This window comes from Massilia sp. MP_M2, assembly GCF_039123635.1.
Taxonomy (GTDB): domain Bacteria; phylum Pseudomonadota; class Gammaproteobacteria; order Burkholderiales; family Burkholderiaceae_D; genus Telluria.
Window position 1 is genome coordinate 81,882 of record NZ_JBCHJF010000013.1, and the last position, 22,820, is coordinate 104,701.

21 protein-coding genes are annotated in these 22,820 nt (G+C 54.6%); 18 read left to right on the forward strand and 3 right to left on the reverse strand.

Annotated elements, in window-relative coordinates; translation table 11 throughout:
• Positions 1–885: 885 nt before the first annotated feature.
• The 17 genes from RCH14_RS22375 to RCH14_RS22455 all read left to right on the forward strand — a co-directional run bounded on the left by RCH14_RS22375 (position 886) and on the right by RCH14_RS22455 (position 17,931).
• The gene (locus RCH14_RS22375; RefSeq protein ID WP_343028309.1) at positions 886–1,986 is read left to right on the forward strand and encodes a hypothetical protein; all 1,101 of its coding nucleotides are present in this window, start codon (positions 886–888) and stop codon (positions 1,984–1,986) included.
• A 323-nt stretch (positions 1,987–2,309) separates the two neighbouring features.
• Positions 2,310–2,678 (forward strand): hypothetical protein, encoded by a 369-nt coding sequence (locus RCH14_RS22380; protein ID WP_343028310.1) that lies wholly within the window; start codon positions 2,310–2,312, stop codon positions 2,676–2,678.
• A complete protein-coding gene (locus tag RCH14_RS22385; RefSeq protein ID WP_343028311.1) occupies positions 2,668–3,411 on the forward strand; it encodes a DotI/IcmL family type IV secretion protein in 744 nt (247 codons plus the stop codon). The genes RCH14_RS22380 and RCH14_RS22385 overlap by 11 nt, the downstream gene beginning before the upstream one ends.
• A 3-nt stretch (positions 3,412–3,414) precedes the next feature.
• Entirely contained in the window at positions 3,415–4,419 is a 1,005-nt protein-coding gene (locus RCH14_RS22390) for a DotH/IcmK family type IV secretion protein (protein WP_343028312.1), read from the forward strand.
• A gap of 2 nt (positions 4,420–4,421) precedes the next feature.
• Positions 4,422–5,831 carry a DotG/IcmE/VirB10 family protein gene (locus RCH14_RS22395; RefSeq protein WP_343028313.1) on the forward strand — a complete coding sequence of 470 codons (1,410 nt, stop codon included), beginning with the start codon at positions 4,422–4,424 and terminating at the stop codon, positions 5,829–5,831.
• Between the two features lie 11 nt (positions 5,832–5,842).
• The gene (locus tag RCH14_RS22400; RefSeq protein ID WP_343028314.1) at positions 5,843–6,556 is read left to right on the forward strand and encodes a hypothetical protein; all 714 of its coding nucleotides are present in this window, start codon (positions 5,843–5,845) and stop codon (positions 6,554–6,556) included.
• A gap of 28 nt (positions 6,557–6,584) precedes the next feature.
• Positions 6,585–7,184, forward strand: coding sequence for a hypothetical protein (locus RCH14_RS22405; protein ID WP_343028315.1), 600 nt, complete (start codon positions 6,585–6,587; stop codon positions 7,182–7,184).
• A 39-nt stretch (positions 7,185–7,223) separates the two neighbouring features.
• Entirely contained in the window at positions 7,224–7,610 is a 387-nt protein-coding gene (locus RCH14_RS22410; protein WP_343028316.1) for a hypothetical protein, read from the forward strand.
• 57 nt (positions 7,611–7,667) lie between these two features.
• Positions 7,668–8,402 (forward strand): type IVB secretion system protein IcmJDotN, encoded by a 735-nt coding sequence (gene icmJ, locus RCH14_RS22415; RefSeq protein WP_343028317.1) that lies wholly within the window; start codon positions 7,668–7,670, stop codon positions 8,400–8,402.
• Positions 8,403–8,406: 4 nt separating this feature from the next.
• Positions 8,407–9,615, forward strand: a complete 1,209-nt coding sequence (locus RCH14_RS22420) for a hypothetical protein (protein ID WP_343028318.1) — start codon at positions 8,407–8,409, stop codon at positions 9,613–9,615.
• Complete coding sequence (locus tag RCH14_RS22425) at positions 9,612–9,809, forward strand: hypothetical protein (protein WP_343028319.1); 198 nt, start codon at positions 9,612–9,614, stop codon at positions 9,807–9,809. Before RCH14_RS22420 ends, RCH14_RS22425 begins: the two co-directional genes overlap by 4 nt.
• Positions 9,802–12,855: an IcmB protein gene (locus RCH14_RS22430; RefSeq protein ID WP_343028320.1), complete on the forward strand. Its 3,054-nt coding sequence runs from the start codon at positions 9,802–9,804 to the stop codon at positions 12,853–12,855. The genes RCH14_RS22425 and RCH14_RS22430 overlap by 8 nt, the downstream gene beginning before the upstream one ends.
• A 13-nt stretch (positions 12,856–12,868) precedes the next feature.
• Positions 12,869–15,637 (forward strand): FtsK/SpoIIIE domain-containing protein, encoded by a 2,769-nt coding sequence (locus RCH14_RS22435; RefSeq protein ID WP_343028321.1) that lies wholly within the window; start codon positions 12,869–12,871, stop codon positions 15,635–15,637.
• An 88-nt stretch (positions 15,638–15,725) separates the two neighbouring features.
• Positions 15,726–16,340, forward strand: a complete 615-nt coding sequence (locus RCH14_RS22440) for a hypothetical protein (protein ID WP_343028322.1) — start codon at positions 15,726–15,728, stop codon at positions 16,338–16,340.
• On the forward strand, positions 16,328–16,804 hold the full coding sequence (locus RCH14_RS22445) for a lytic transglycosylase, catalytic (protein WP_343028323.1): 477 nt from the start codon (positions 16,328–16,330) through the stop codon (positions 16,802–16,804). The genes RCH14_RS22440 and RCH14_RS22445 overlap by 13 nt, the downstream gene beginning before the upstream one ends.
• Positions 16,805–16,815: 11 nt before the next feature.
• Positions 16,816–17,295 carry a single-stranded DNA-binding protein gene (locus RCH14_RS22450; protein ID WP_343028324.1) on the forward strand — a complete coding sequence of 160 codons (480 nt, stop codon included), beginning with the start codon at positions 16,816–16,818 and terminating at the stop codon, positions 17,293–17,295.
• Between the two features lie 54 nt (positions 17,296–17,349).
• Complete coding sequence (locus RCH14_RS22455; RefSeq protein ID WP_343028325.1) at positions 17,350–17,931, forward strand: hypothetical protein; 582 nt, start codon at positions 17,350–17,352, stop codon at positions 17,929–17,931.
• Between the two features lie 58 nt (positions 17,932–17,989).
• Here the strand turns inward: RCH14_RS22455 and RCH14_RS22460 are convergent, their stop codons facing one another.
• From RCH14_RS22460 to RCH14_RS22470, 3 genes are all read right to left on the reverse strand, one after another.
• A complete protein-coding gene (locus tag RCH14_RS22460) occupies positions 17,990–18,544 on the reverse strand; it encodes a hypothetical protein (protein WP_343028326.1) in 555 nt (184 codons plus the stop codon).
• Positions 18,545–18,704: 160 nt separating this feature from the next.
• Positions 18,705–18,935 (reverse strand): hypothetical protein, encoded by a 231-nt coding sequence (locus tag RCH14_RS22465; protein ID WP_343028327.1) that lies wholly within the window; start codon positions 18,933–18,935, stop codon positions 18,705–18,707.
• Positions 18,936–19,965: 1,030 nt separating this feature from the next.
• Positions 19,966–21,090 (reverse strand): replication protein RepA, encoded by a 1,125-nt coding sequence (locus RCH14_RS22470; RefSeq protein ID WP_343028328.1) that lies wholly within the window; start codon positions 21,088–21,090, stop codon positions 19,966–19,968.
• A gap of 323 nt (positions 21,091–21,413) precedes the next feature.
• Between RCH14_RS22470 and RCH14_RS22475 the strand changes: the two genes are divergently transcribed.
• Positions 21,414–22,751, forward strand: coding sequence for a hypothetical protein (locus RCH14_RS22475; protein ID WP_343028329.1), 1,338 nt, complete (start codon positions 21,414–21,416; stop codon positions 22,749–22,751).
• Positions 22,752–22,820: the final 69 nt, after the last annotated feature.

Below are 22,820 nucleotides of genomic sequence, written 5' to 3' on the forward strand. Positions count from 1 at the left end.
CTCTTCACACACTTTTCACTCAAGAGCCGGTAAAAACAACACACTCTTTACAACCTTTGACCCGACTATTCACACATTGTAATCTATGTGATGACGCTCTGTAAGCACTCTGGACTCAGATTGTTGACCACGTGTACCCACCGTTCGTCCGTTTTGTCGAATTTCCGTGGCTTGCCGCTCAAAACACAGCCTTTGATGTTTTTAGGCAACAAATGGGCTTGGATGAAGTCCTGCTGATCTCGGGTGCGCGCTGCACCGCGTAATTTCTACCAACTCATGTTGGCAAACCAGCACTGTGATTGCCGGTCTGAGTGTTTCTGCGTATGCCCTCACCCCTTAAAAAACTGATGATCGCACCTTACACCCAGCCGGGAACTCTCCCGGCCGTTGTTTTCAGCGTGACCTCGCCCCGTTAGTGCTAGGCGGGCTTTGCCCGACTAATTCGCGCACATCGTAATATCAAAATTGCACACACCTTTTTTGTGACGCTATCCTCTAACACGACCAACGAAACGCCCTAACTGCGATACTGCTGTGCACTATAGTCTCTACATGCTATCCTTCATGTGCGCATAAGTCCTCTAACTGATCCCTAGAGGCGACGGTAACGTCGCCGACTGGATGCACTAACGGGGCTGAAACCAACTACGGGCACTTTGCGATCAACTTGACCCACTGAGGGCACAAACAACACACACTGTTACCCCCATGTCGGCACGTTCCGAGCAACGCGAAAAACTGTCACCTCAACTGCCAGCACGTTCTGGCGCGCCGGGCTCGTCCGGCTGAATACACGGTAGAAGCGTGAAGACACCATGGCATGGGACTGCAGGGATAGGAATGATGCAAACAACGAGATTGACTTCTGATTCCAACGGCGACTTGATGGCGTACATCGCCCAGATGGAAGACCGGCTATCAGATCGGACAAAACGTGAATACACGTCGAGGATGCGTGAGATCAGTAAGAAGATTCGCGTCGGCGCTGATGACACTTTGAAACCTGCAATGGTGTTAGCACGGCTTCGCGAAATGGTTGAGTACAACGAAATCGCTGCCTCCACGTTCCGGCTTTACAAGTCCGCGATCATGTATTGGATCGCTCAGCAAGCCCAAGCCCTGATCGCAAGCGGCGACGATACGCTCGACTACGGTCGCGCGTTCGCCGAGCTGAAGGAGATCAACCATGACAAGCTGCGCAGCGAGGCACGGACATCAGCAAAGAAGCTGAAGGTCTTCCCCGCCGAGTGCAAGGATGCACTGTCCAAGTTCGCCAAGGAACGCGGCCATCTGGCTCCAAATGCTGGACGTGCTTCAGCTTTCGCTGATGCCAATCTGCTAGTTGGCCTGCGCCCTATCGAATGGTTCGATGCATGCTTGGCATCGTACATACAACGCCACGAGGATGGCACCTTTGTGAGAGATGCCCATGGCAAACCGATCTTCGAGTACATGCTCGTTGTCGAAAATGCCAAGGCGACTCATGGACGCGGCAATGGAAAGCGACGTGAGCTGATTCTCAAAGGCATCACGTCGGCCGAGTTGAAGACTCTCGTTCACTTCTGGAAGATCGTCATGGACTTTCGCGAGCGTCACCCCAAGGACATCGAGCCCAAGAAACTCACGAACCTGTTCTACAGACCGATGAACAACATGATTCGGCGTGCCTTGACAGCGAGTGGCTTCGCGGCACGCGACATCCCTTCCGTGTACAGCACCCGCCATCAGGTTGTGTCCGACTTCAAAGCCAGTGGGATCAAAAAGCGCGAGATCGCGGCCTTTTTTGGACACAGCTCGGACGAAACACACAGGGAGCACTATGGATACAAACGAAGCGGCAACAGGGGAGTGACCTTCCACGCGTCACCAGAAAGTGTGGCGCAAGTGTCACGCAGCTCCACGATTCGTCCAACGCAAGTGCTATCTCGTGAAATGTCTACAGAGATCGAAAGCTGGGTCCAAGAGCGTGATTCTCGACGGATTTAGTATAGTTTTTGGCAACGTCAAATATCTTATTTTTTGTTCATCACTAGATATCTTTTGATGTTGCCACCGGCTGACTGGCATCCCACATTAGCCTCATAGTATCCCCATGAGTGGCATCAGGCAGACCCGTTGATGTCATTCTCTAACCCATCTGTTCACACACTGTAAGCGTATTGATCACGGCTTAGAAGCATCCTGTAGCCGACTTCGCACCACAGTGATATCCCGCCCGAAGCATTAAGTGCGCCCATGCAATTTTCGCGTTGCAAATGGGCATTTTTTGCGCGCGCGATGTCACTCGAAATTTCTAGCAAACAAGACAGATGTCCTATGGAAACAAATCTCTTGCACATCTGCACTGCTGCTGTCAAAATTTGGCTATTACGCTTTTTCTACATTCCAGACAAATTTACATCATCGAACTCGAAAAAATGGCAGTCGAATCAAATGGCAGTTCGTGGGGGCAGGGCGCGGAAATTGAAGATATCCGCGCCCTGCGTCGTTACAACTGGATTCTTCGGGCACTCGCCTTTGCTGGGGAGATGTATGTCTTTACAGTGCTCACCCTCGTCATCCTGATCGTGGGCTGGTTCCTGTATAGCGGAAATTTCGAGAACGCCATCTTTAACGACGGCACCAGCCTGTCTTGCATTTTGGATGGGGCCACCGGGGAAATTATCAATGTCAAGTAATGAGATCACGCCTGAAGCGGGCGGTCGCGATTCGCGCGAAGCTGATCGAATCCAAGCCGTCCTTTCAGACCGCGACGCTTCGGCGCACGCAGCAACCCTGCGCGAAAACACTCGTCTTCAAGACGACAACATCTACCTGAAACGGCAGAACCTGCGCGTCTGGGCCACGGCTGGCGTACTGTCAACCGCGCTTGTGATGGGTGTTGGGGCCGTTTTCTGGTGGTTTCCAAAGTATCGCTATATCCCTACCAAGGACAACAGGGCTATTTGCGAAGTCACTTCCACCAGCTCGGCACCAGTCAGCCCGGCAATTTTGGAAGACTTCGCGAAGAACGCCGTCATCGACAGCTACAGCTACGACTACGTGAACTACCGGGATGCCATCAACCGTTCAACGTCAAAGTGGTACAACGACCGGGGCCGCAAGGCATTCCTGAAGTCGCTAGACGACAGCGGCAACATTGAGCGGGTCGTTAAAGGCCGCTTGATCATGAAAGCTTTCGCAACCAACGCTCCACAACTGGAATCTGAGGGAACTGAGGGTCAGCACCGTTTTTGGACGGTTCAGGTCCCGGTTGCTATCGAGTTCTACATGGGTGGCGGCGCTGCGCCAACCAGCACCCAAGATTTCATTGCCGAAGTCAGGATCATGCAAGAGCAGGCGTCTGCGCTTCGTCCATCCGGCCATGGTGTCGATTCTGTGACCTTGCGTCCAGCCAATCGCCGAAAGTAAAGCATGGCATCAAATTTTAATCCTTACCTCGGCCTTCTGCTCGCTGGCATTGCCACCGCCAGCATCGCTCAAAATGCCCCTCAGCCGCCTCTGCCACCAAACCAGCAAGCGCAACAGGCACCAGCCCCGCAAGCTCCAACGCAGCCTAAGAGCGGCTTGGGCCAGCAGGCCAAGCCACAACCCGTTGAACTCATCGTTCCGATGCCGAAGCAAGCTGAAATCGTGAGCGATTCAATCGACGACATTGAAGATGCTCAGTTGACCGATGCACAGTACCAGCGCTTAAAGCAGCTTTTTCTGCGCAAAGAACGGCAGAAGGCCACTCCGTACGCATCACCAGCCAAACCGATCACCCGCACACTGCCGATTAACCTCGATCCCGGCGTCTCACCGCCCGTACTTCGTTTGTCACAGGGACAACTTACCAGCGTTGTCTTTTCTGATGTAACTGGTCAACCATGGAACATCCAGCAGGTCGTCATGAACCGGCAACTGTTCAGTGATGGGCGGGAAGGGCAGGGCGGCAGTGGGACTGCGGCGCAAGAGCCAACAAATGTACTCACAATCGATCCGCTGAGCCCATCGGCTTACGGAAGTGTGTCCATCCGTCTGAAGGGTTTGACTACCCCAGTAATTTTTGTCCTCACCTCGGGCCAGCAGGAAGTTGATCTTCGGGTTGACGCGAAAGTATCGGGCCACAATCCGGATGCTGTCGATGCCGTTAGTTTCACGTCGATGCCGACCATCGACGTTCTGCTGAGTGCGTTCCTTGACGGCGTGCCGCCGAAGGACGCTCGCCGCCTGAAGGTGTCGGGGCTTGCGAACACTGAAGCTTGGCTCTACCAAGAAAACCTGTATCTGCGCACAAACGCTGATGCGCAGTACCCGGCCTATCTGGCCGCTGCTCGCAGCACATCTGGCAAAGCAGTTTATCGCTTCGCCTCGCGTCACAACAGCGTAACGCTGCTGACAAATGGACGCGCGGCTACTGTTTTCATCGAAGAATAATTATGACGACCGACCAACAAAACCCCGATCCTAGCTCACCGCTGCCTTCGAATAACGGCTATGAAACAGAGGGCGGCACCGAGATGACCGTGCGCGAAGAGCCTGCGAAACGCAGTGCAGGCAAAGGCAAAAGCATGGACGAGTTGAAGGCTAACTTCAACACGGTGTTCGGCCATGGCGCGGGCAAACTCGGCCTCATTGCCGCCGGTGTCGTGGTCCTCGTTGGCACAGCGTTCGCGGTTCGCGGCTTGTCACCGAAAGACCCGCTTCCAGAAAAAACCACACAAGTCGATGTGCCGGGCGCACCGACTACTGAAGTTTCCGTTGACGCCATCAGCCCTAAAGAGGCAGAGCGGCGCGCAAGTCAATCCAGCATAGAAGCACAGGCTGCTGCTGCGGCCGGACAATCATATCAACCCGCGTTCGACCCGAACATCGCGCCTGCAGGCACTCAGCAAAGTGGTGCTACCGGAACGGCGCAACCAAGCCAACTGCCGGGCCAAACACAGGCATCTGCTCCGATTGTACCGTCACCTGACGGTGCCCAAACTGTCCAAGTAACGGTCCCTGCAGGACAGGCCGGGCAGGCAGTGGACCCAGCAGAAGAACAGCGTCGTCAAGCTGCGATCACTGAGCGCACCGGCAAACGCGATGCTTATGTTGGCGAAGTGCGCCGGGGAGTCCTGAAATCAGTTGACGAACTACTGGGCGAGGGTAAAGGCAGCATCCGCAACACCGGCACCTACAGCAGCGTCAGCTATATGCCACAAGTAAAAGCTGCAAATGCTGCTTCTTCCGCTCCTACTGCTGCGACTGCTGCAGCACCCGGAGCTGGTGTCGCCGCAAACTCCGGCGCGAAGATCGCGTTCAAGGCAGGCAAGACCATCTTCGCGGAGACCGATGGCGAAACGAATACCGACGACGGCGCAGAAGTCTTCGCAACAGTGCGTGGTGGCCCATACGATGGCTCGAAGCTCATCGGCAAAGTGGAAATTCGCCCTCGCAATATCGGGGTTCGCTTTACCGTACTCGCACCCCAAGATGACCGTCCAACAATGACCATCAATGCAGTCGCTATACGTGAGGAAGACGCGCGTCAGGGCGTGGCGGATAGCATCGACAACCACACGCTTTCGCGCTATGGCGCGCTGTTCACCGCTTCAATCCTCGGCGGGCTGGGCAAGGCTGCTGCACAACCGCAAGGGTCAGTAATCATCCTTCCAAACGGACAGAGCGTGAGCCAACAGGATGAAGTGAGCGGTCGTCGCATTGCCATGTATGCGCTTGGCGAAGTCGGCGCGAACGCTTCGGGCGAGATGCGCAAAGTAGTGGATCAGCCAGCTACATACACGATCAACGCCCGTCGCGGGCTTGGAGTCATATTCCTCACCGATGTGACCCTTCCAAAGTAAGAGAGAGAAAAATGGCTATGAAGAATATGTCGTTTGGCAAGCTGCTGGGAATTTTCGGGGGCTTCCTCGTCGTGATCCTGATTGGCGCAGTGGTCTTCATGAAAATGAGCCAGACGAAAGCAGGACCAAGCATCGTGACCAAGACCTATGCTCCTGCTCAAGCTCAAACTGTACCGAACGATCCTGCGGTTCTCGGTCAGCAAGCAATTCAAGCTCCAACACAAGCAGCTTTATCGCCGCAGCAAACCATTACGCCTGCTGCAGAGAGCAATCCAACTGCTCAAGCGACACAGGGTCTGGGAACACAAGCAGTCTATCCAGAAGCCAGTCAGCAAGATATGCCGCGCCGCCTTGCATCTATTGACAGTCAATTGGCGTCGATCCAGTCGCGACTGGCGGCAGTGGAAGCCAAGCGCGAATCGGCACAGACAAGCCCATCAAGCGGCCATACAAAGCCTCCGCGCGCTGCGCGACGTGTCAGCCATGCGCAGTCTTCCAGCAAAGCTGCTGAGGCCTCCAAGCGCACGAGCGAGCCGCGCCGCCTGTCGCCACAACCGCAGGAAGTAAAGGCACTTGCTGTTGTCGGTAATCGTGCTTGGGTTCGGGGTGCTGATGGAGCTGAAGACAGCGTGACTGCTGGCGACCCGCTGCCCATTGCCCGCCCACGCGTGCATTCAGTCGATGCGGCCAACGGCGTGGTCATCATGTCGTCGGTAGCCGACTGAGTAGACCCACTCAGACATAGGAGAAACCATGCCCGATATGATGACGCTCTTGGCGAACGTCGGTTCGCAGATCACACCGATCATCATGATGCTGCAAGCCGTGGCGATGCTGATGGGCATCTACCTTACGATCAGTTCAATGATCGAGTTCTACGGCGTCTCGAATCCTAATTCGCTGAAGTACATCTCAGGCAGAGATCGCTTTTCAGTGAGCGGTGGGCTGATGCAGATGTTCACTGGTGCCTGCCTCATTGCGATGAGCACACTGGAAATGGTTGGCATCCTGTCCCGCAGTTTGACTGACGACTACGCAAATTCGAGATTCCTCAGCTACACCGCCCACAACGCCACTTTCGACGAACAGAGAATGGCAGCACTGGCGACCATCCTCGGGATCATGCAGATCGTTGGCTTTATATCCATGACCAAGGGCTGGACAACGCTCAACGACATCGCGCACCAGAAAACCCAAGCATCCAAGGGCCAAGCCTTTGGCTGGATGATCGGCGGCATCTGTGCGTGGAACTTCAAATGGGTAACAGACGTTCTGAACTGCACGTTTGGCTACAACGTAATTGGAATTTTCACGCCATACGGCGTGGCAAATGCTTGTAAAGCAGCTTTTTAACTACCGCAGTAACACAACCACGACTAGGAGAGCAGGACCATGAAACGCTTCATCAAATCGGCACAAAACACCATGAACAACACTGCCCTGAAAATCAATGTAGCCATGGCTTCGCTGATTTTCTCCGGCGCTGCATCCGCGCAAGTAAATCAGGTCGATCTGACCAAGGACACGTCGAACGGCAAGAAGGTCGGCGACATCATGAACAACGTCAATACGGCCTCGCAGCAAGGCGCAAGCCTGCTGATCCAACTTTGCGCCCTCGGTGGCTTTGTGGTCGTCGCGCTCTCGCTGTATCAGCTTTGGAAAGCCTCGAAGGATGAGCGCGAGAAGCCAATGAGCGCAGTCGTCGGCCTGTTCATCGGCGGAGCCATGGCAGGCGTCGGCAGCATCATGTGGATCATGAAAAACACCGTCACCGGCTAACAAGCCGCGTCACCGTGCGGGGCGGCATGCCCCGCGCTCTTTACCAGAAGGTCGAGGATGCAACAGACTTCCAATATCACTCAGGGTTCCACCATCGAAGTTGCTGCGCCGCCAGCGTCGCTTGCACTTGCTGGTCGCTGGGACTTTCAGCCGCTGCTGGGTGTGAAACGCCAAATGTGGCGCAAGGACGATGACCATGCGCACCTCGCTGATCAGGCATTTGCACCGACTCGTGAAAATGTGCTTCGGCGTGATGCATATACCTGCCGTTTCTGCACGTTCAAAGCGGCTAAGTATCAGGAAGTGCACCACTTCGACGATAACCACGCTAACAACGAACCCAGCAATTTACTTACTGTTTGCAACCTGTGCCATCAGGTTCACCACCTCGGCATGTGCGGCATGCGTAACGCCGGTTTCATCGCTGCTATCCCGGAACTGACGCAAGTCGAAGTCAACCACATTACGCGCGCGTATTTCGTGTCGATGATGGTCGGCGACCAAAATGCGAAAGACCGTCTGACGGGTCTTTATGCGGTGTTTCGCGCTCGCGCTGACCTGCTCAAAACTGCTTTCAATCTCGACATCAGCTCGCCGCTGCTGTTCGCCGAAATCTTGTCAGTGTGCGACGACACGCTGTACGCGGAGCGCCTGAAGAGCATCGAGACATTACGCATCGTTCCGACGAAAGAGGCTTTCAACGCCGGGCAGCTCGAATACTATGCGGCGAACTTGCGGCCTCAGTTCCAATCGGAAAACTGGGGTGCGTTCGCACGCCAACTGCAAGGATAATCACATGCGTTGTGGCGTCGTCCTTTTCGATTCAGCGAACAACATCACCATTGGCGACAAGACGTTCGCCTCTCTCGACAACGGGTGGGCGTCTGCTGGCGGCGATCAAGCCGTGCGCATCTCGTCTATCCACGACCTGTCGTCCGATGTTCTGTGGGTCACGAACTTGACCGAAGAACAGTTCTACCGGGCGACACTCATGAGTCATCCGAATTTCCGTAGCGAAGGCTATCTGCGCTCGTCCCTGCGGCACATATACAGCGAACTGGGAGTGGACCCCCAGTTTGTAAGCCCGGATGTGGTGGCCTCGACATTGGCAACAGTTGTCCAGCGGACGGTTGACCTTGCCTGTAACCGCTATGGGGTTCGTCCACGCAGTAAAGCGCTGAATGAAGATTACGCCTATGTTCTCAATGCACCTCGTTCGCAGCTTCCGGCCGAAATTTATGGCATGTTTGAAGGATCGGCTCAGCATTCGTATGTGCGCACCGTTGCGACGAACAACTACCTCAACAACGGCCAGACGCTCACGCTGCGCCGTAATCGCTTGATCCACGCGCGCGAGCTGCTGTCAATGCCGGTGCCTCCAGATACGCACTGGGAATACATCGCGAAGGACCGACTTCCCGCGAGCAAACGCGGTATCGAATCGTTGCTGTCCCAATCGGAAACAGCGTTCTTGGTTTGCTGCGAAGTCAAGCGTATCAGCCCTGCTATCGCCGAGGTTTTTTCAGTCGGTAGCGGCGCACGAACAATTCGCAATTGGCTGACCGATGTCGAATGGCGTCGCATCTACGAGTGGGCCGAGATCGATTACAACGGCCTTCTCCTTTGCGGCACGCCATCTGCGCCGGTCTCACAACATAGCCTGCTTCCAAGCGGTGAATACGCTGCGCTGTCTTTCACGTGCGGACTGACAGCCGAGCAAATCTGGACTGCCATGACCATGAAGCGCGGAGGGCGGGACGATCATCGCTACACCGCTGCTGCTGCATGGTTCCGTGCAGCAGACCGCATGGCAATGCTTTCGTATGCGCAAAAGCTGCACTCACGCGGCCTGAATGTTTGGGGCTACGGCGGGGGGAATGTCGTGGTGATGTACCCAGAAGGCGGTCTACGCCATTCGCTGGATGTGATCACGGATATTGGCTTGATGGCTCCAGCGAACAAGCTGCTTGAAGCGCGACGCGCGCACCCCGAAGGAACACTTTGAATCAGCCGACCGACACCAACGATTCGCCAGTAATGGGCGACGACGACACCTACTTTATCGAGACTTTTTTACGCCAGAAGGGCGACTTCCGGACCCTTCTCGCCATCGATGCGCTTGTCTTGCGCGACGACCTCGCCATCGAGGAAAAGGTAGCGCAACTTCAGCAAACGATTCAAGGAGCTTTCAATGGCTAAATTCGAAGGGGTACTTCTCCAAATCCTTAGTGCACTCAAAACGGATGTGGAGGACTACTGCGATCTTGAGACCGTCGATGGCAATACCATCGTGGCAAATGATGGTTCGCTTGCGAGTATCGTGCGTTTTCACGGCACCAAGTCCGTCCTCTCACGGGACCGTTTCAATCGGATGATCGGCCTGCTGGAGCAGTCGATGAGTGTTTTCCTGAGCAGTCGCGGGCACCAACTGCAGTTCGTGTTTCGCCGTGATCTGGATGCACGCGAGACGCTGGACGCGAACGCACAGCAGCAGCACTTGTCGGCCGAACGTGTCCAGTTGGACATGCACGATCTGATTGATGAGAACACCTCGAAGTACGCGCAGTATGTGTACGACGAAGAATGCTATATGGTGTTCTGGTCACGCCCGGCACTACTCGACCCAACTGAAGTGCGCATGGCAAACAGCGAGGTTGCCGAGTTCCGCAAATCGCACGATTTCCCGACCATCAAAACCGCGCAGAACATTCTGCGGCCGATTTCGTATCTCTATGACCGGCACGTTGGCTACGTGTCGAAAGTTTGTGACGACCTCTTATCGCCAGAGTTTGGCTGCTCCATCGAGCGCATTGATGTTACCGAGATGCTGCGCGCGGTGAAGCGCAGCGTGCAGCCTGATTTGACGGCTCGCAACTGGAGCGCGGCAATTCCCGGCACCCGCATTCCGATGCGCTGGAAGAACAACAGCGACATGCGCGATGCATCTGAAATCCTTTACCCGTCGCTACCACGCCAGATCATGGTGGCGAACGCCGAGATCGGCGCGCGCAAGAATTCCTTGTTGCCTGATCCCGCGACTGTTCGCATCGGCAATCGTGTGTATGCGCCGCTGATCGTCGAAATCCCGCCACGCGATCCGCAAACGTTCAACGTCCTGTTCAATGCCCTGAATCGCGCGGAAACGCGCGAGGCGGGCCAAGTTCGCGCCCTGCCGTACTCGGTCTCATTCATGATCGAATCGGACGGTATGGGTGTGCTCGGATGGAAACTGATCTTCTCCAATTTGCTGGGCATGACATCGGAGATCAACCGCAACATCAACCTCGCTGCAAAAGCGCTGAGCGAAGAAAAACGCGATGGCGCGTGCATCGTCAAGCTGCGTATCGCAGCGATGACTTGGGCCAGCATCGGCGAAGAGGGCGTCAAAGAACTGACTCTCCGCAAGTCCAAGCTATGGCGTTTGCTTGAAGGGTGGGGCAGTGCGACTGTCATTGAACGCACTGGCAATCCCATGGTCGCATTCCAGAGCAATGCCGTAGGGCTGACGTGGAAGCACATCGGCAACGCGGCACCAGCTCCATTGTACGATGCGCTCTCGATGATGCCCCTGACGCGCCCGGCGTCGCCATTTCCTTCAGGTTCGTGCGCCTTCCGCAGTCTGGACGGCAAAATCCTGTGGTATCAGCGCTTCTCGTCTGAACAAACCACGTGGATCACGCTGTACGCGGGAAAACCGGGCTCAGGCAAATCTGTGCTTATGAACAACAGCAACGTGGAGGCCTGCATTCTGCCGGGCCTGACACGCCTGCCGTACATCGGCATCATCGATATCGGCGTCAGCTCTTCCGGCTTCATCGACTTGGTGCGCGACAATTTGCCGGAACAGCTCAAGTACCTCGCAATTTACAAGCGTCTGCAAAACAGCGATACCGACGCAATCAACCCGATGGATACGCCACTGGGCAAGCGCGACTGCCTGCCGCGCGACCGCGCTTTCCTTGTCAACTTCTTGACGACACTTGCGACGCCGCCAGAGCGCCGTGGCAAGGCCTACGTGGGCATGTCTGCCTTCGTTGGCCGCATGGTCGATCTGGCCTACAAACGCAAGTCCGACACCTACGAGAAGGCGCAGCCGGAGCGCTATAAGCGCAACTTCGATGCATTCGTCGATGCGGCCGTAGCAAAGCTCGGCTTCCACGTGATGCCAGCCACAACGTATTGGGAGCTGGTCGATGCAATGTTCAGTGCAGGCATGATCCACGAAGCTGAAGTCACGCAGCGGTATGCAATGCCTACGCTCAATGATCTGGTTGCCGTTGCCTCAGACAAGGAAATCGTCGATGAATACGGACCGGTCAAAACCGATACCGGCGCAGCGATCCCGGATGTTTTCCGCATCGGTATTCGCGAAGCCATCAACGACTATCCGATCTTCAAAACGCACACCAAGTTCGATATCGGCTCGTCGCGCGTCATGGCTCTTGACCTTCAGGACGTTGCATTGATCGGTTCGGACGCAGCATACAAACAGACCGCCTTGATGTACATGATCGCTCGCCAAGCCTTCATGAAGAAGGTTGCTTTCTCGCAGGAAGACCTGCCTTTCATCGATCCGATATACCGGCCGTACTATAGCCGCTTGATCGCCGATATCGTCGATGACTACAAGGTCCTTTGCATGGACGAATTGCACAAGACGGGCGGTCACGAGCTGTTGTGCCTGACGCTCATGACTGACGGTCGCGAAGCTCGTAAATGGAACCTTGAGATCGTGCTGGCATCGCAGCTCATGTCGGACTTCGGCGAGCTGACCAAAATCGCTACCAGCTACTTCATTCTCGATTCAGGAACCGAAGAGACCCGCCGCTGGATGCGCGAGAACATTGGCCTGACCGATACGGAGGAATCGGCACTGATTAACTACGTTCACGGCGCGAACGCTCATGGTGCGACGTTCCTCGCCCGGTTCGTGACGAAGAACGCGGTGTATAGCCAGCTCTTCACCTCAACTATCGGGCCGATGCGCCTCTGGGCATTGTCCACCACGGCAGAAGACCGCAAGTTACGCTCGCTGCTGTATTCCAAGCTGCCGGGCAACGTGGCACGCTCACTGCTCGCGCACCGGTTCCCATCAGGCTCCTGCAAAGCTGTGGTCGAGAAGCTGAAAATGGAAACGTCCGGCACGACCGAGTTTATTGATGACGAAGTATTTAGCTCGATCATTGATCGCATCGGGAAAGACATCCTGAGCGACTATTACAACACTGCAGCACTGGCAGGGTAAGAGGGCGAAGAACATGGCACAGTACAAGGGAACCTCACGCTCTTCTGAGATCAGCGCGCAGCGCAGACGAAAAGACACACGGCTTTTCGGCCGCAAATTCAAAGACCTGTTCGAGTCCGGCGACGGTGCCGTGCTTGGGCTCTTCATCTTGCCGCTGATCGCGCTTGTCTCGATCAAGGTCCCCCTCTCCGGCGAGTTGATCCTGTTGTCTGCTTGGGCTTACAAGCGTCGCTACATCGACGTGAAGGGGAGGGGGTTCGACTTCCCGTTCCGCGCACCACTGCACTCGAAGGTAGGTGATGGTTCGTACGCTCGCCAGAAAAACTCGAAGACTGGCGCGCTTGAATGGAAACCTGCTACCGGCATCACATACCTCGCTCAAGACCTTGAGACCAAAGAGCAGGTGTACTCCGGTGACTCGGACTTGCGTACGCACATGCTCGTTCTGGGCACGACTGGTTCGGGCAAGACCGAATTCTTGCTGGGCCTTGTATTCAACGCACTCGTCCAGAACACTGGCTTCATTTACGTGGACGGCAAAGGTGATCCGAAGCTGCAGAAAGAAATCTTCAGGCTCGCCCGATATCTGGGCCGCGACGACGACATCCTCATCATCAACTTCATCACGTCCGGCCGGGACTTTGTGGAAAAGCAGTTCGACAAAGTGACCAACAACATGAACCTGATGGCGAACACGTCTTCAGGCATGTTAATCGAGCTGATCGTCGCACTGATGGACGACTCAGGGGGCGGTGGCGATATGTGGAAGGGCCGCGCTATCAGCTTCGTGGCTTCGCTCACGCGTCCGCTGTGCTATCTGCGGGACAAGGGCTACATCAACCTGTCGCCAGAAAAGTATCTCGAATACTTCGAGCTGAACGTGATTGAAGAGCTGGTGTGGGAACACAATGGCCGGTACGGAGAGCTGTTCGACGTGATCGTCGCACCGCTGCGCTCGTACCTGACGACGCTGCCGGGCTACCAGAAAACGAAGATCAAAAAGCAGGAGCAGAAGACACTGGAGCAGCACGGCTTCATCGTCATGCAGCTAACCCGTATTTTCAACGATCTGACCTTCAACTACGGGCACATTTTCAAGTCCAAGGTCGGCGACGTGGACTTCTTCGACGTGGTGATCAACCGTCGCTGTCTAGTTACTCTCCTGCCCGCGCTGGAGCGGGCCCCAGACAGCTTGCGCATGCTTGGCAAGATGATCGTCGGGAACATCAAGCAAATGATGGCAGGGTGCCTCGGCAACCGCGTGGAAGGCGTGGTGCGAGAGATCATCGATTCGCGCCCAACCAACGCGATTGTGCCGTTCTATACCATCCTTGATGAGTACGGTTATTACGCGGTCGTTGGGTTCGCTGTTGCACCCGCTCAAGCACGCAGTTTGGGGTTCGCAGTAATTTTTGCAGCCCAAGATTTTTCTTCGCTCAAGAAATCGAGCGCTGAAGAAGCAGATGCGACGTGGGAGAACACGAACGTCCGCGCTATCGGTCGCCTGACCTCGGGCGAAGAGTCCGAGACTTGGCGGCGCGTGCAAGGCGCTGCCGCGAAGGCATCGCAAGCGATGATCTCAGGATTTGAACGCAAGATGGGGGCAATCAACGAGAAGTTCTCGCAGCAGGACAATGTGAACATCGAAAGTTCGAGCCGCATCGACTATGACGACTTCGCCATGCAAGAAAACGGCGAATTCACGCTGCTCATCGGTAAGAAGGAAGAGGGCGGCAAAACTGGCGGTGTGCGCGTCATTCGTAGCATGGGCTTCTATACGGCAAGCAAGTCACCCAAGGAAATGCGCATCAATGACTTCATTCCTGTGGAGCCGCCCGAACCTGCAGACTTGCCGCAGAACCGAAAAGCCGCAGAAACGCTCTTGAAAAGCCTGATCGACGGCTCATTCAATGAGATGGTCAAACGCTGCATCAAGCCTGACCCTACATTGATGGCTTTTCATCGCATGTATGACCGCAATCACGCCGAAGCGCAGCGCCCGATCATGGATCGCAAGGATGCGACGTTTGGCGTGCTTGGCTGGTTCCTCGGCGGCATGGACGGCCAATCGCAAGCGGCCAGCTCTGCAGCCGCAACGTCTGCTGGTTCGGCATCGGGCAATGGTGGCAGCGCGGTGGCGGCGACACCGGCTCCTACTCAGGCTGGGCAAGGGGAGACCGCTGCAGGCGCGTTGGAAGCACCCGCAGTGCCTTCTGTGACTGTGATTCCGGGCAATGTGAACATCCAGCACATCATTCCAAGCGATGCGAACATCCTGCAGGCCTTGTCGAACGTGGCCGAGAAAGTCATGACGCTGCCGAAGGACTCCGGCTCTGCATACACGTCGGCTACTCCAGCAGTGGACGATGATCCAGACAGTGAGATCAGGATCGACGCGGGCTCTGTGACCAACCTCATTCAAGTGACGAATCAGGAAGCTGACGCGTTCAAGGATAAGGCATTGCCGATCCTGCGCTCGTGCCTGTTGATGTTGGACGACGTGGACGAGGACACGGACGAGGACAGCATCTACGACGAGATGGGCGTCGCTGATCGCGACACGCTGCTCGATGCTGAAATGGCCGCACAAGGCTCTTTCTCCAGCTTGGAAGAGAAGTTCGAAGCAGAAGACAGGATCACGGCCATGCACCGTTCCATCGAAGAGACCACTGAGTATCCGGCACCGCCAACGCCGCAACCGCGCTCAGTTGGCGAGATGCGTATCACACTGAGCGAGATCGCGAAGCGTTGCCAGCAGGAAGTTAAAGATTCTCTTAGATAACAACGAAAACACTTGTTAAAAGTGGACAATGATTCCTTTCGGACATAAAATTCAAAAATTGATTGTTGGCATGTTCTAAGGAATCGTTGTGAGTCTCATAAACAAGGCCGGGAAGGCAGCAAAGTTTGCAGTCGTCACGGTCCCTCTTGGCATCATCGGCTGGAACCAGAACAAGAAGACGTTCATGTTCCTGCGTGGCTTTTGGACGCGCTCGGTAAATCCATCGTGCCCTGAGTGCGAACGTGGCGTCTTGTTGTGCGACACAGCAACGCCCACGAACGTCAAGAACGCGGGGAAAGCATCAACCCAGCTTTTCCCGTGGGTATGCTCGGATTGCCAATACACGCTGTACGAGCCGCGCAATCCTACTGCTGTTCGAGGGGCAGTGGCCCTTTTGAAGCAACAGCAGGCTAAAGCTGCTTTCACAGAGCTTGAACTGGCTGAGCGCGAACTGATTGCCAAACGGCATCGCCTGAGCTGTCGCATCTTCTTCGTCGCAGCAGCTTTGACGTTCGCCAACTTTATCCGTCTCTTGATCATCAATGCACCGCTGATGTTTTCGGTGAACTGGTTTTCTTTCGCTTTCATGTTCTGGGTCTTTGGCATGAAACGCTCGTACCGTGCATGGCAAATCGCCAATGGACATCTGTTCGAAACAGGCGCTTTCGCCTACTGGTTCAAGCAAGGCAAATGGCTGATCTGAACGCTGCCCAGAACGACTTCTACGCCTTTCGTCCAGCAACAGTCGAATGCGTGGTTCAAGCCGCTAAAAAGGTGCGGGTCCCCGCTAATGTCTTGCTCGCACTTGCAACGGTGGAAGGCGGCAAGAACGGGCAGACCGTACGCAATACCAACGGGACCTACGATATCTCGCACTTTCAGATCAACACCTCGACCTACAAGAGTGAGCTGCAGCCGCACGGCGTCAAGCTTGCAGACTTGCAATGGCGCGGCTGCTACAACGCAGAAATTGCTGGCTACCTGCTGTCCCGGCACCTGAACGACAAGAGAAGTCAGAACAAGGATTTTTGGACACGTGCTGCGAACTATCACAGCAAGACTCCCCGTTTCAACGCGATCTATCGCGAAAAGCTGATTAATGCCTCCACCGGGTGGGCCAATTGGTTAAGTCACAAATACTCGGATGTCAAAATTACCTACAAATGAAAGGAAGTACCATGTCCCTGTCCGATGTCGTAGTTCAACAATACGGCCATCTGGCCGCAGCTCCCGAATTGACTTATGTGGGGCATGGCGAGAACCGTGTCGCCCGCACTACGATGGTTGTCATCACGAACAAGGTATCGAAAAATCGCGAGACGGATCAAAAAACTGAAACCACGACTCGGGTGCGCTGGACCCTGTGGCGGCAGCAAGCTGAAAACGCGGCGAAGTTCCTGTCCAAAGGTTCACCAGTCTTGATCGCTGGTCGTGTCGAAAACAACGACTACGAAAAAGATGGCGCAACGGTGTATCAGCTCGAATTTACCGTTGAAGAAATCAAATACCTCGACACCAAGGCTGCAGCCGAAGCACGGGCCGCTAATCGCGGTAACAACAACGGCAGCAACAACGGCAGCAACAACGGCGGCGGCAACGGCAACGGCGGCGGCAACGGCGGCGGCGACAGCGGCGGTTTCGACGACTATCAAGGGTAAGCGCGGTCTTGATCCAACACCACGCCCTTCGGGGCGTTTTTTCTAGGTGAATGCATGTCAAAAGAAAAACTACACTTCAGGTTCAACATCGGTGATGGCAAGGCCGTGTGTGTCGAAGGAGGAACCGGTTATGCCAGTCCTACGATGCACGATAGCGTCACGCTGTCGATCCGTCCGGTGAACGACAAGAACAAGCTGGGCGCACGGGACGCTGTAAGCTTCTATGCGAAGCGCTCCGAGCTGGCAGCAATCGGTTTTGCTTTTCTCGATGTCGCCCGAAATATGGCACCTGAAACCATGTGGGCGCGTAGCGAAATGGTAGCAGCGAGCCAGACACAGCAAAAACGCATCATGCCGCTGACAATGGCTGAAGAAGGCGGCGTGCAGAAGATGCTAGAAGAACTGGGCCCAGACCTTGTGCGCTCTCCTGCGATCACGTTCGACAATCTCCGCGCGCGCATGCCGATCCTGCAGCGCATGCAGTTCCTGCTGGAACGCGCCGATGCGGACCTCGCGCACCAACTCGACCTGCTGTTGAGCACGGTTGAAGCTACCGGACGGCTCCCATTTACCTTATCACTGGTCGGCCTGCCAATGTCGGACATGGAAGACATGCCCGGCACCCCGCCGCACTGATCCTGCATACGTACAAAAAAGCCCCGTCTCGAACGGGGCTTTTTCGTTTTTGGGTAGCTCATCGAACCTTTGCTGCCGTCCGATGAACGCGATCCTCATCGATGCATTCTTTCCAGTTGTTCTTGGTCAAGACGCCGCTCAGACGCTTATCGAATGATTTGAACGCGAATAGGCCGCGCCGGTTCAGGATATTGGTGGCCGGAGTCATCTGTTCCCGGAAACGCAGAAAGCAGGTGAGGGCGCGCACGCTGTCGGTACGTACTTTAGCTAACGCATCAGCACCGATGCACACCAATGCGGCAAAAGGTACACGAATCGCATTCCCGATTTGAACTGGTGGATAGAACACAGCGTCTTCGAGCCCAATCGCATGACAGGTTGTTTCTTGTACCGCGCCAAGCCAGTAGCCAACCGATTCGTTTGCGTTGGTGGTAGCTTCGTAACGGTCAATCCCCGGTTGCGGCATGTAAACGCCGTAGATCAGCTCAAAAACATCGTCGGCTGGCTGCTTGCCATCAACGATGGTATCCCCGTGCTCTGTCAATACAGAATCCTCAACAGCGTCGATCAGAATAAAATTCTTATCGCTTATTTGGCGTAATGCGTACTGCACAATTGATTCCTTCGCAATTTGTGGTGAGGACTGAAGTGTCAAAACCGTTTACAGGGCCTACAGGCGTTTATTTTTGTAGGGCGCGACAACTACCTTGGGCAAGGGCGGGATCGTTCAATGGCGACCCCTTCTCGTTGATCTGGGTTGAATCCGCCAGACTTTACGGCTCGTAGTCGTCGCTGACTTGGTGTTCCTGTTCGATTCGTTGGCGGATTACATTGGCAATGGCTTCAGGCACTGGCAACAGTTCATCACCCGTCAGACTAAATTCGGCTGCAGCGTGCAATCGCATCCTGTTCAATAAGACCGTGATCTCGTATAAGGTCTGCAGCATGTTCAACTGCATTCCAGTAATTAGATGCTTCTGAATCAACAGCGCTTTGAGCATCACGCAAGCTATTCATCGTTTCGCCGAAATATGAATCCACTTTTTCTCCAATCCAAAGTATTGCTGAAGTATCGCTGAAACACTCTTACCGGTCAATGGTGATATGTTCCTATAGTCTAAAAATCGACTTATCTTATACCAGTCTGATTTAAGAGTGTTTCTGCGTAATCGATTAATCGGTTTTATGCTGGGAGTTATATGCAGCTCTGCCGGTGTTTAGGTTTTCAGGTGTTGATATACATTGGTTCGTAGCCGGACGCGGTGGACAACGCGGAGCGTTGCCCACGGGGGCCCGGCGCAGGTGGCCCGAGCCTGTGGTAAGCCAGCGGACCGACGCGAAGCGGCGGCTGTCCCCGAGGCGAAGCCGAAGGGGTCAGGCTGGTCTTTCCACAGGCGAAGCCGCCCTTAGTTGTAAATTTAATTGAAGAACTACTTGAAGACCCTAATTGGGGCTGTTGCCTACCTGCCCGAAACCAGCACTGCCACTGCCTGTCTGAGTGTTTCTGCGTACTTTTTTCAAGAGCGTTTCTGCGAACATTTAAGAGTGTTTCTGCGATGCTTTAAGAGTGTTTCTGCGTGAATAAAGTTTCCCCAAAACAACATTAATCCTTATAAATCAATGAGTTACACACGTTTTTTGTATTTAAGAGCGTTTCTGCGTGAATAACTTTGCTAATCACAGATTTATCCACATTTTTGAGGGAATCTTGAGCTGTGTGATCGTTGCACGAACTGCTTGAGGCGTTTGAACGAGGCATTTTTGCACGTCACAATGATCACACAATGATGCCATACTAAGAGCACACAAAAGACACATTTGAATCGCATTAATTGTTGTGGGTATGCTCGCTAACTTTCTTAATACCTGATTATAAAGTAGTTCATCCTGACGCCAATCTACTAGCGAAATAATATGGCGGTGCGGGCTCGTTGAAAGCCACTTTAGACACTGCCGTAGAATGCAAAACGGACCCGAAGGTCCGTTTGAAGTCTTGATCAGGAAATGGCTGTAATAAGCACTTATCAGCTAATGTTATCTCGGATCGTGCGGAATGTGGGTTTTCGATGGATAGAGAATTAACGCGTCTTGCGTTGGCTCTACCTTGGCGTCGCGATATACGGCAAGAACCGCGCGAAGCTGTTTTTTGAAATTGACTTTGAAATCGCTTTCGCCCTGCGGCGTTTCACTGTAGTTGGAACCAAATTGCCATTTGAGTTGTTTCCACGTGATTGGCGTTTTGTATTTGAGGGAGTTATAGCGGTAGGTGAGCCAGATGTAGATGTCGATGCCAAGTGGCGAACGCATTTCTTGGAGTACACGCATATCGACAGGAACCGAGTGGTCTTTACACTCATCGAAAAACGACTGTGAGAGCGTCAAAGTCGTTTGCCATTGTGACTTTTCTTCGATGTTGTGCGGATTCCAGAGAAGCATGCCTTGGCTGCTGATATCGACTTTCTTGTAATGGAACTCGGTGCCGGGCTGGCCGATAAGGGTGATATTGGAAGTGAGCAGGCGTTTGATCTGTTCGTTGAAGCGCGGCACATTGCCGCGAACTCCGCCATTGGCACTCATGCCTAACTTGTGCATCAGCTCGGCCTGCGACTTGCCGAGGTGAACAACAGGACCACGCGACTCGTGATATTTGCGCGCTTCAGTGCAGAGGAATGCAGTAACGATTCGGGGAATCTTGCCATATGGAAGCCCAATAGCGGGGTCGTTCATGATGGTCAGGGATGTGATGCCATTCGTTCGCTTGTAAATGCCACCCTCGATTTCAGAGTGAGGCAGAGAAGCGTAGATCATCGATGTTGCGATGAAGGCCAGATCGCCGGATTCCTTTGCGTTCTTCTGGTCGATTTCCATCGAGAGCTGAAACAGGTCCAACTCTTGTTGGGTAGGAGGCGTTGCATTCATTGGCAACGGCTTTCGGCCGCGCCGGACAACTGGGGGCCGCACAGGTTTGACTGCGACGGCGGTAGAAGGGGAGGGTGAAGCAGGAGGGGAATCAAACAGGTCTTGCGGCTGCTGAACAGCAGGTTTTATCTCATCGACAGGAAGCCCCTGCGCACGTCGTGCCATGCGTTCTGCAACAGCACGCGATCCACCACTACCAGTAAAGCTGCTTACCCAATCATTTGCGTCGAAGGACGACATTTCTTTTCCTTTTCGTACTGCCTGCTACTAAGTTTGCTCTACGTCCTTGACATACAATCTTGCCTGTGGCTGGCGAATTGTGACCCATAGATACATAGACCGTCAACGTATACCACTGTACCAGAAACTAAGAAAAATACAACGGTGTAGAACTATCAAAAAAGCAGAAAACCATAACTCCAAAAAACTTACTAAGTCATTGATTCTGTTGTAAAAAAACCGATTTGTTGCATTGACTTTAAATCTCAGGGTTGTTATTGTGCACTAAGTGCCGCCGGGCAATACTCCGATTGGCACGTTTTTATCGACTTTCGGAGAATCTGATGACTACCAGCAACACTTTTGACCCTAAGAAACTGGCTCAACGTACCTCGAACAAACAGCAGGGCCCACGCCCTGAGCGCCTGTTCATGCAGGTTGACTCGTACGAAACCCCTGCTGACGGCTTCCACTACGCGGTCGGCACTCGCTTCGGCGGGGCAGGTGAGGGCGAGGCCATTCGCGTCCGACTCACGACCGTCGCCGAGCGCGTTGCAGATCGTCCAGACGTGAAGGCCGACAAGATCGAAGGCCAGTACATCTCGGATTCGAATCATCGCGACACCATCTCGGACAAGAAGAAGGCCGGGATTCGTCTGATTTCGTTCGACGACGCGCTCAAAGTGACCAAGGGCGAAGACGGCCTGACGGAATACCGTGCCCACTGGCCGAAAGTGATCTCGACCGATCCATCGGCTGAAATCATGAGCGGCATGGCTCACATCAAGCTGGTTGATGCCACCGAATTTGACGGCAAGCGTGTCAAGGCCAAGGCCTACGTCGAAATGCTGCAAGGTGCAACGGCCGTCAATGGCACCAATGTGGATGAAGCGCTGTTCAAGGCCCTGAGCATTCGTGACGAAGCCAGCCGCGCCCGCGATCCGTTCGCTATCGTGCGTGTCTTCCACGAAGCCAAGCAATTTGCCGCCGTGCGCATCTATCCGGAGCGCGAAGCTAAGCAAGTCTTCGACCAAGCACGCGGCGAAAACCGCGAGATCAGCGTCAAATCCGATGCCGCTGTCACCATCGCAAGCCTGTTGTCTGGCAAGGAAGGTTTCAGCGATTTCGATACCCAAGGCAAAGACATGGTTCGCGCCGTGATCGCTGGTCTGAAAGGCGAAGAGCAGCCAGCGCTGACATCGACCGATCCTGCTGTCATCGAGAAAATGACGAACTACTACTGGGGCGCGAAAGAAGGCCAACTGGAAGTCGAAGTGATCGCTGCCGAAAAAATCGACTTCGGCGTCGATTCGGGCATGACGTACCTGAAAGACAAGGCTCGCCCACACCTGTCGGCCTACACCATCGAAGAGCCCGGCGCGAACGATACCGTCAAGCGTACGGTCGGCTTCGTCGAGACCGTTATCGGCGTGCATCGTCACCCGGATGGCGAGCCGTACGCGGTCTTCGCGTCGCCTGTCGCGCTGTGGCCGAAAAACACCATGACCAAGATGGCTGAGCTGCCGATGGAATCGCTGCCGAAACTGGACGTGTCGTCCGAACTGGTGAGCGAAGTCGGCGGCGAAGAGCCGCAGCCTGAACCAGTCGCTCAAGAACAGCAGGAACCTGCGTTGGCCGAAGCGGGCGAGAACCGCTACGACGACGAAGGTCCGGGCATGTGATGCACGCGGGTGTAGTTAGCTCTTAGGTTGTACCCACGGCCGGATCATGTGTTTGCATGGTTCGGCCGT

Excerpts from the sequence above, each read along its gene's own strand:
- RCH14_RS22445 (WP_343028323.1), top strand. The coding sequence starts at position 16,328 with ATGGCTGATCTGAACGCTGCCCAGAACGACTTCTACGCCTTTCGTCCA.
- RCH14_RS22430 (WP_343028320.1), top strand. The coding sequence starts at position 9,802 with ATGGCTAAATTCGAAGGGGTACTTCTCCAAATCCTTAGTGCACTCAAA.
- icmJ (WP_343028317.1), top strand. The coding sequence starts at position 7,668 with ATGCAACAGACTTCCAATATCACTCAGGGTTCCACCATCGAAGTTGCT.
- RCH14_RS22395 (WP_343028313.1), top strand. The coding sequence starts at position 4,422 with ATGACGACCGACCAACAAAACCCCGATCCTAGCTCACCGCTGCCTTCG.
- RCH14_RS22410 (WP_343028316.1), top strand. The coding sequence starts at position 7,224 with ATGAAACGCTTCATCAAATCGGCACAAAACACCATGAACAACACTGCC.
- RCH14_RS22400 (WP_343028314.1), top strand. The coding sequence starts at position 5,843 with ATGGCTATGAAGAATATGTCGTTTGGCAAGCTGCTGGGAATTTTCGGG.
- RCH14_RS22375 (WP_343028309.1), top strand. The coding sequence starts at position 886 with ATGGCGTACATCGCCCAGATGGAAGACCGGCTATCAGATCGGACAAAA.
- RCH14_RS22390 (WP_343028312.1), top strand. The coding sequence starts at position 3,415 with ATGGCATCAAATTTTAATCCTTACCTCGGCCTTCTGCTCGCTGGCATT.
- RCH14_RS22455 (WP_343028325.1), top strand. The coding sequence starts at position 17,350 with ATGTCAAAAGAAAAACTACACTTCAGGTTCAACATCGGTGATGGCAAG.
- RCH14_RS22420 (WP_343028318.1), top strand. The coding sequence starts at position 8,407 with ATGCGTTGTGGCGTCGTCCTTTTCGATTCAGCGAACAACATCACCATT.
- RCH14_RS22450 (WP_343028324.1), top strand. The coding sequence starts at position 16,816 with ATGTCCCTGTCCGATGTCGTAGTTCAACAATACGGCCATCTGGCCGCA.
- RCH14_RS22475 (WP_343028329.1), top strand. The coding sequence starts at position 21,414 with ATGACTACCAGCAACACTTTTGACCCTAAGAAACTGGCTCAACGTACC.
- RCH14_RS22405 (WP_343028315.1), top strand. The coding sequence starts at position 6,585 with ATGCCCGATATGATGACGCTCTTGGCGAACGTCGGTTCGCAGATCACA.
- RCH14_RS22380 (WP_343028310.1), top strand. The coding sequence starts at position 2,310 with ATGTCCTATGGAAACAAATCTCTTGCACATCTGCACTGCTGCTGTCAA.
- RCH14_RS22470 (WP_343028328.1), bottom strand. The coding sequence starts at position 21,090 with ATGTCGTCCTTCGACGCAAATGATTGGGTAAGCAGCTTTACTGGTAGT.
- RCH14_RS22435 (WP_343028321.1), top strand. The coding sequence starts at position 12,869 with ATGGCACAGTACAAGGGAACCTCACGCTCTTCTGAGATCAGCGCGCAG.
- RCH14_RS22385 (WP_343028311.1), top strand. The coding sequence starts at position 2,668 with ATGTCAAGTAATGAGATCACGCCTGAAGCGGGCGGTCGCGATTCGCGC.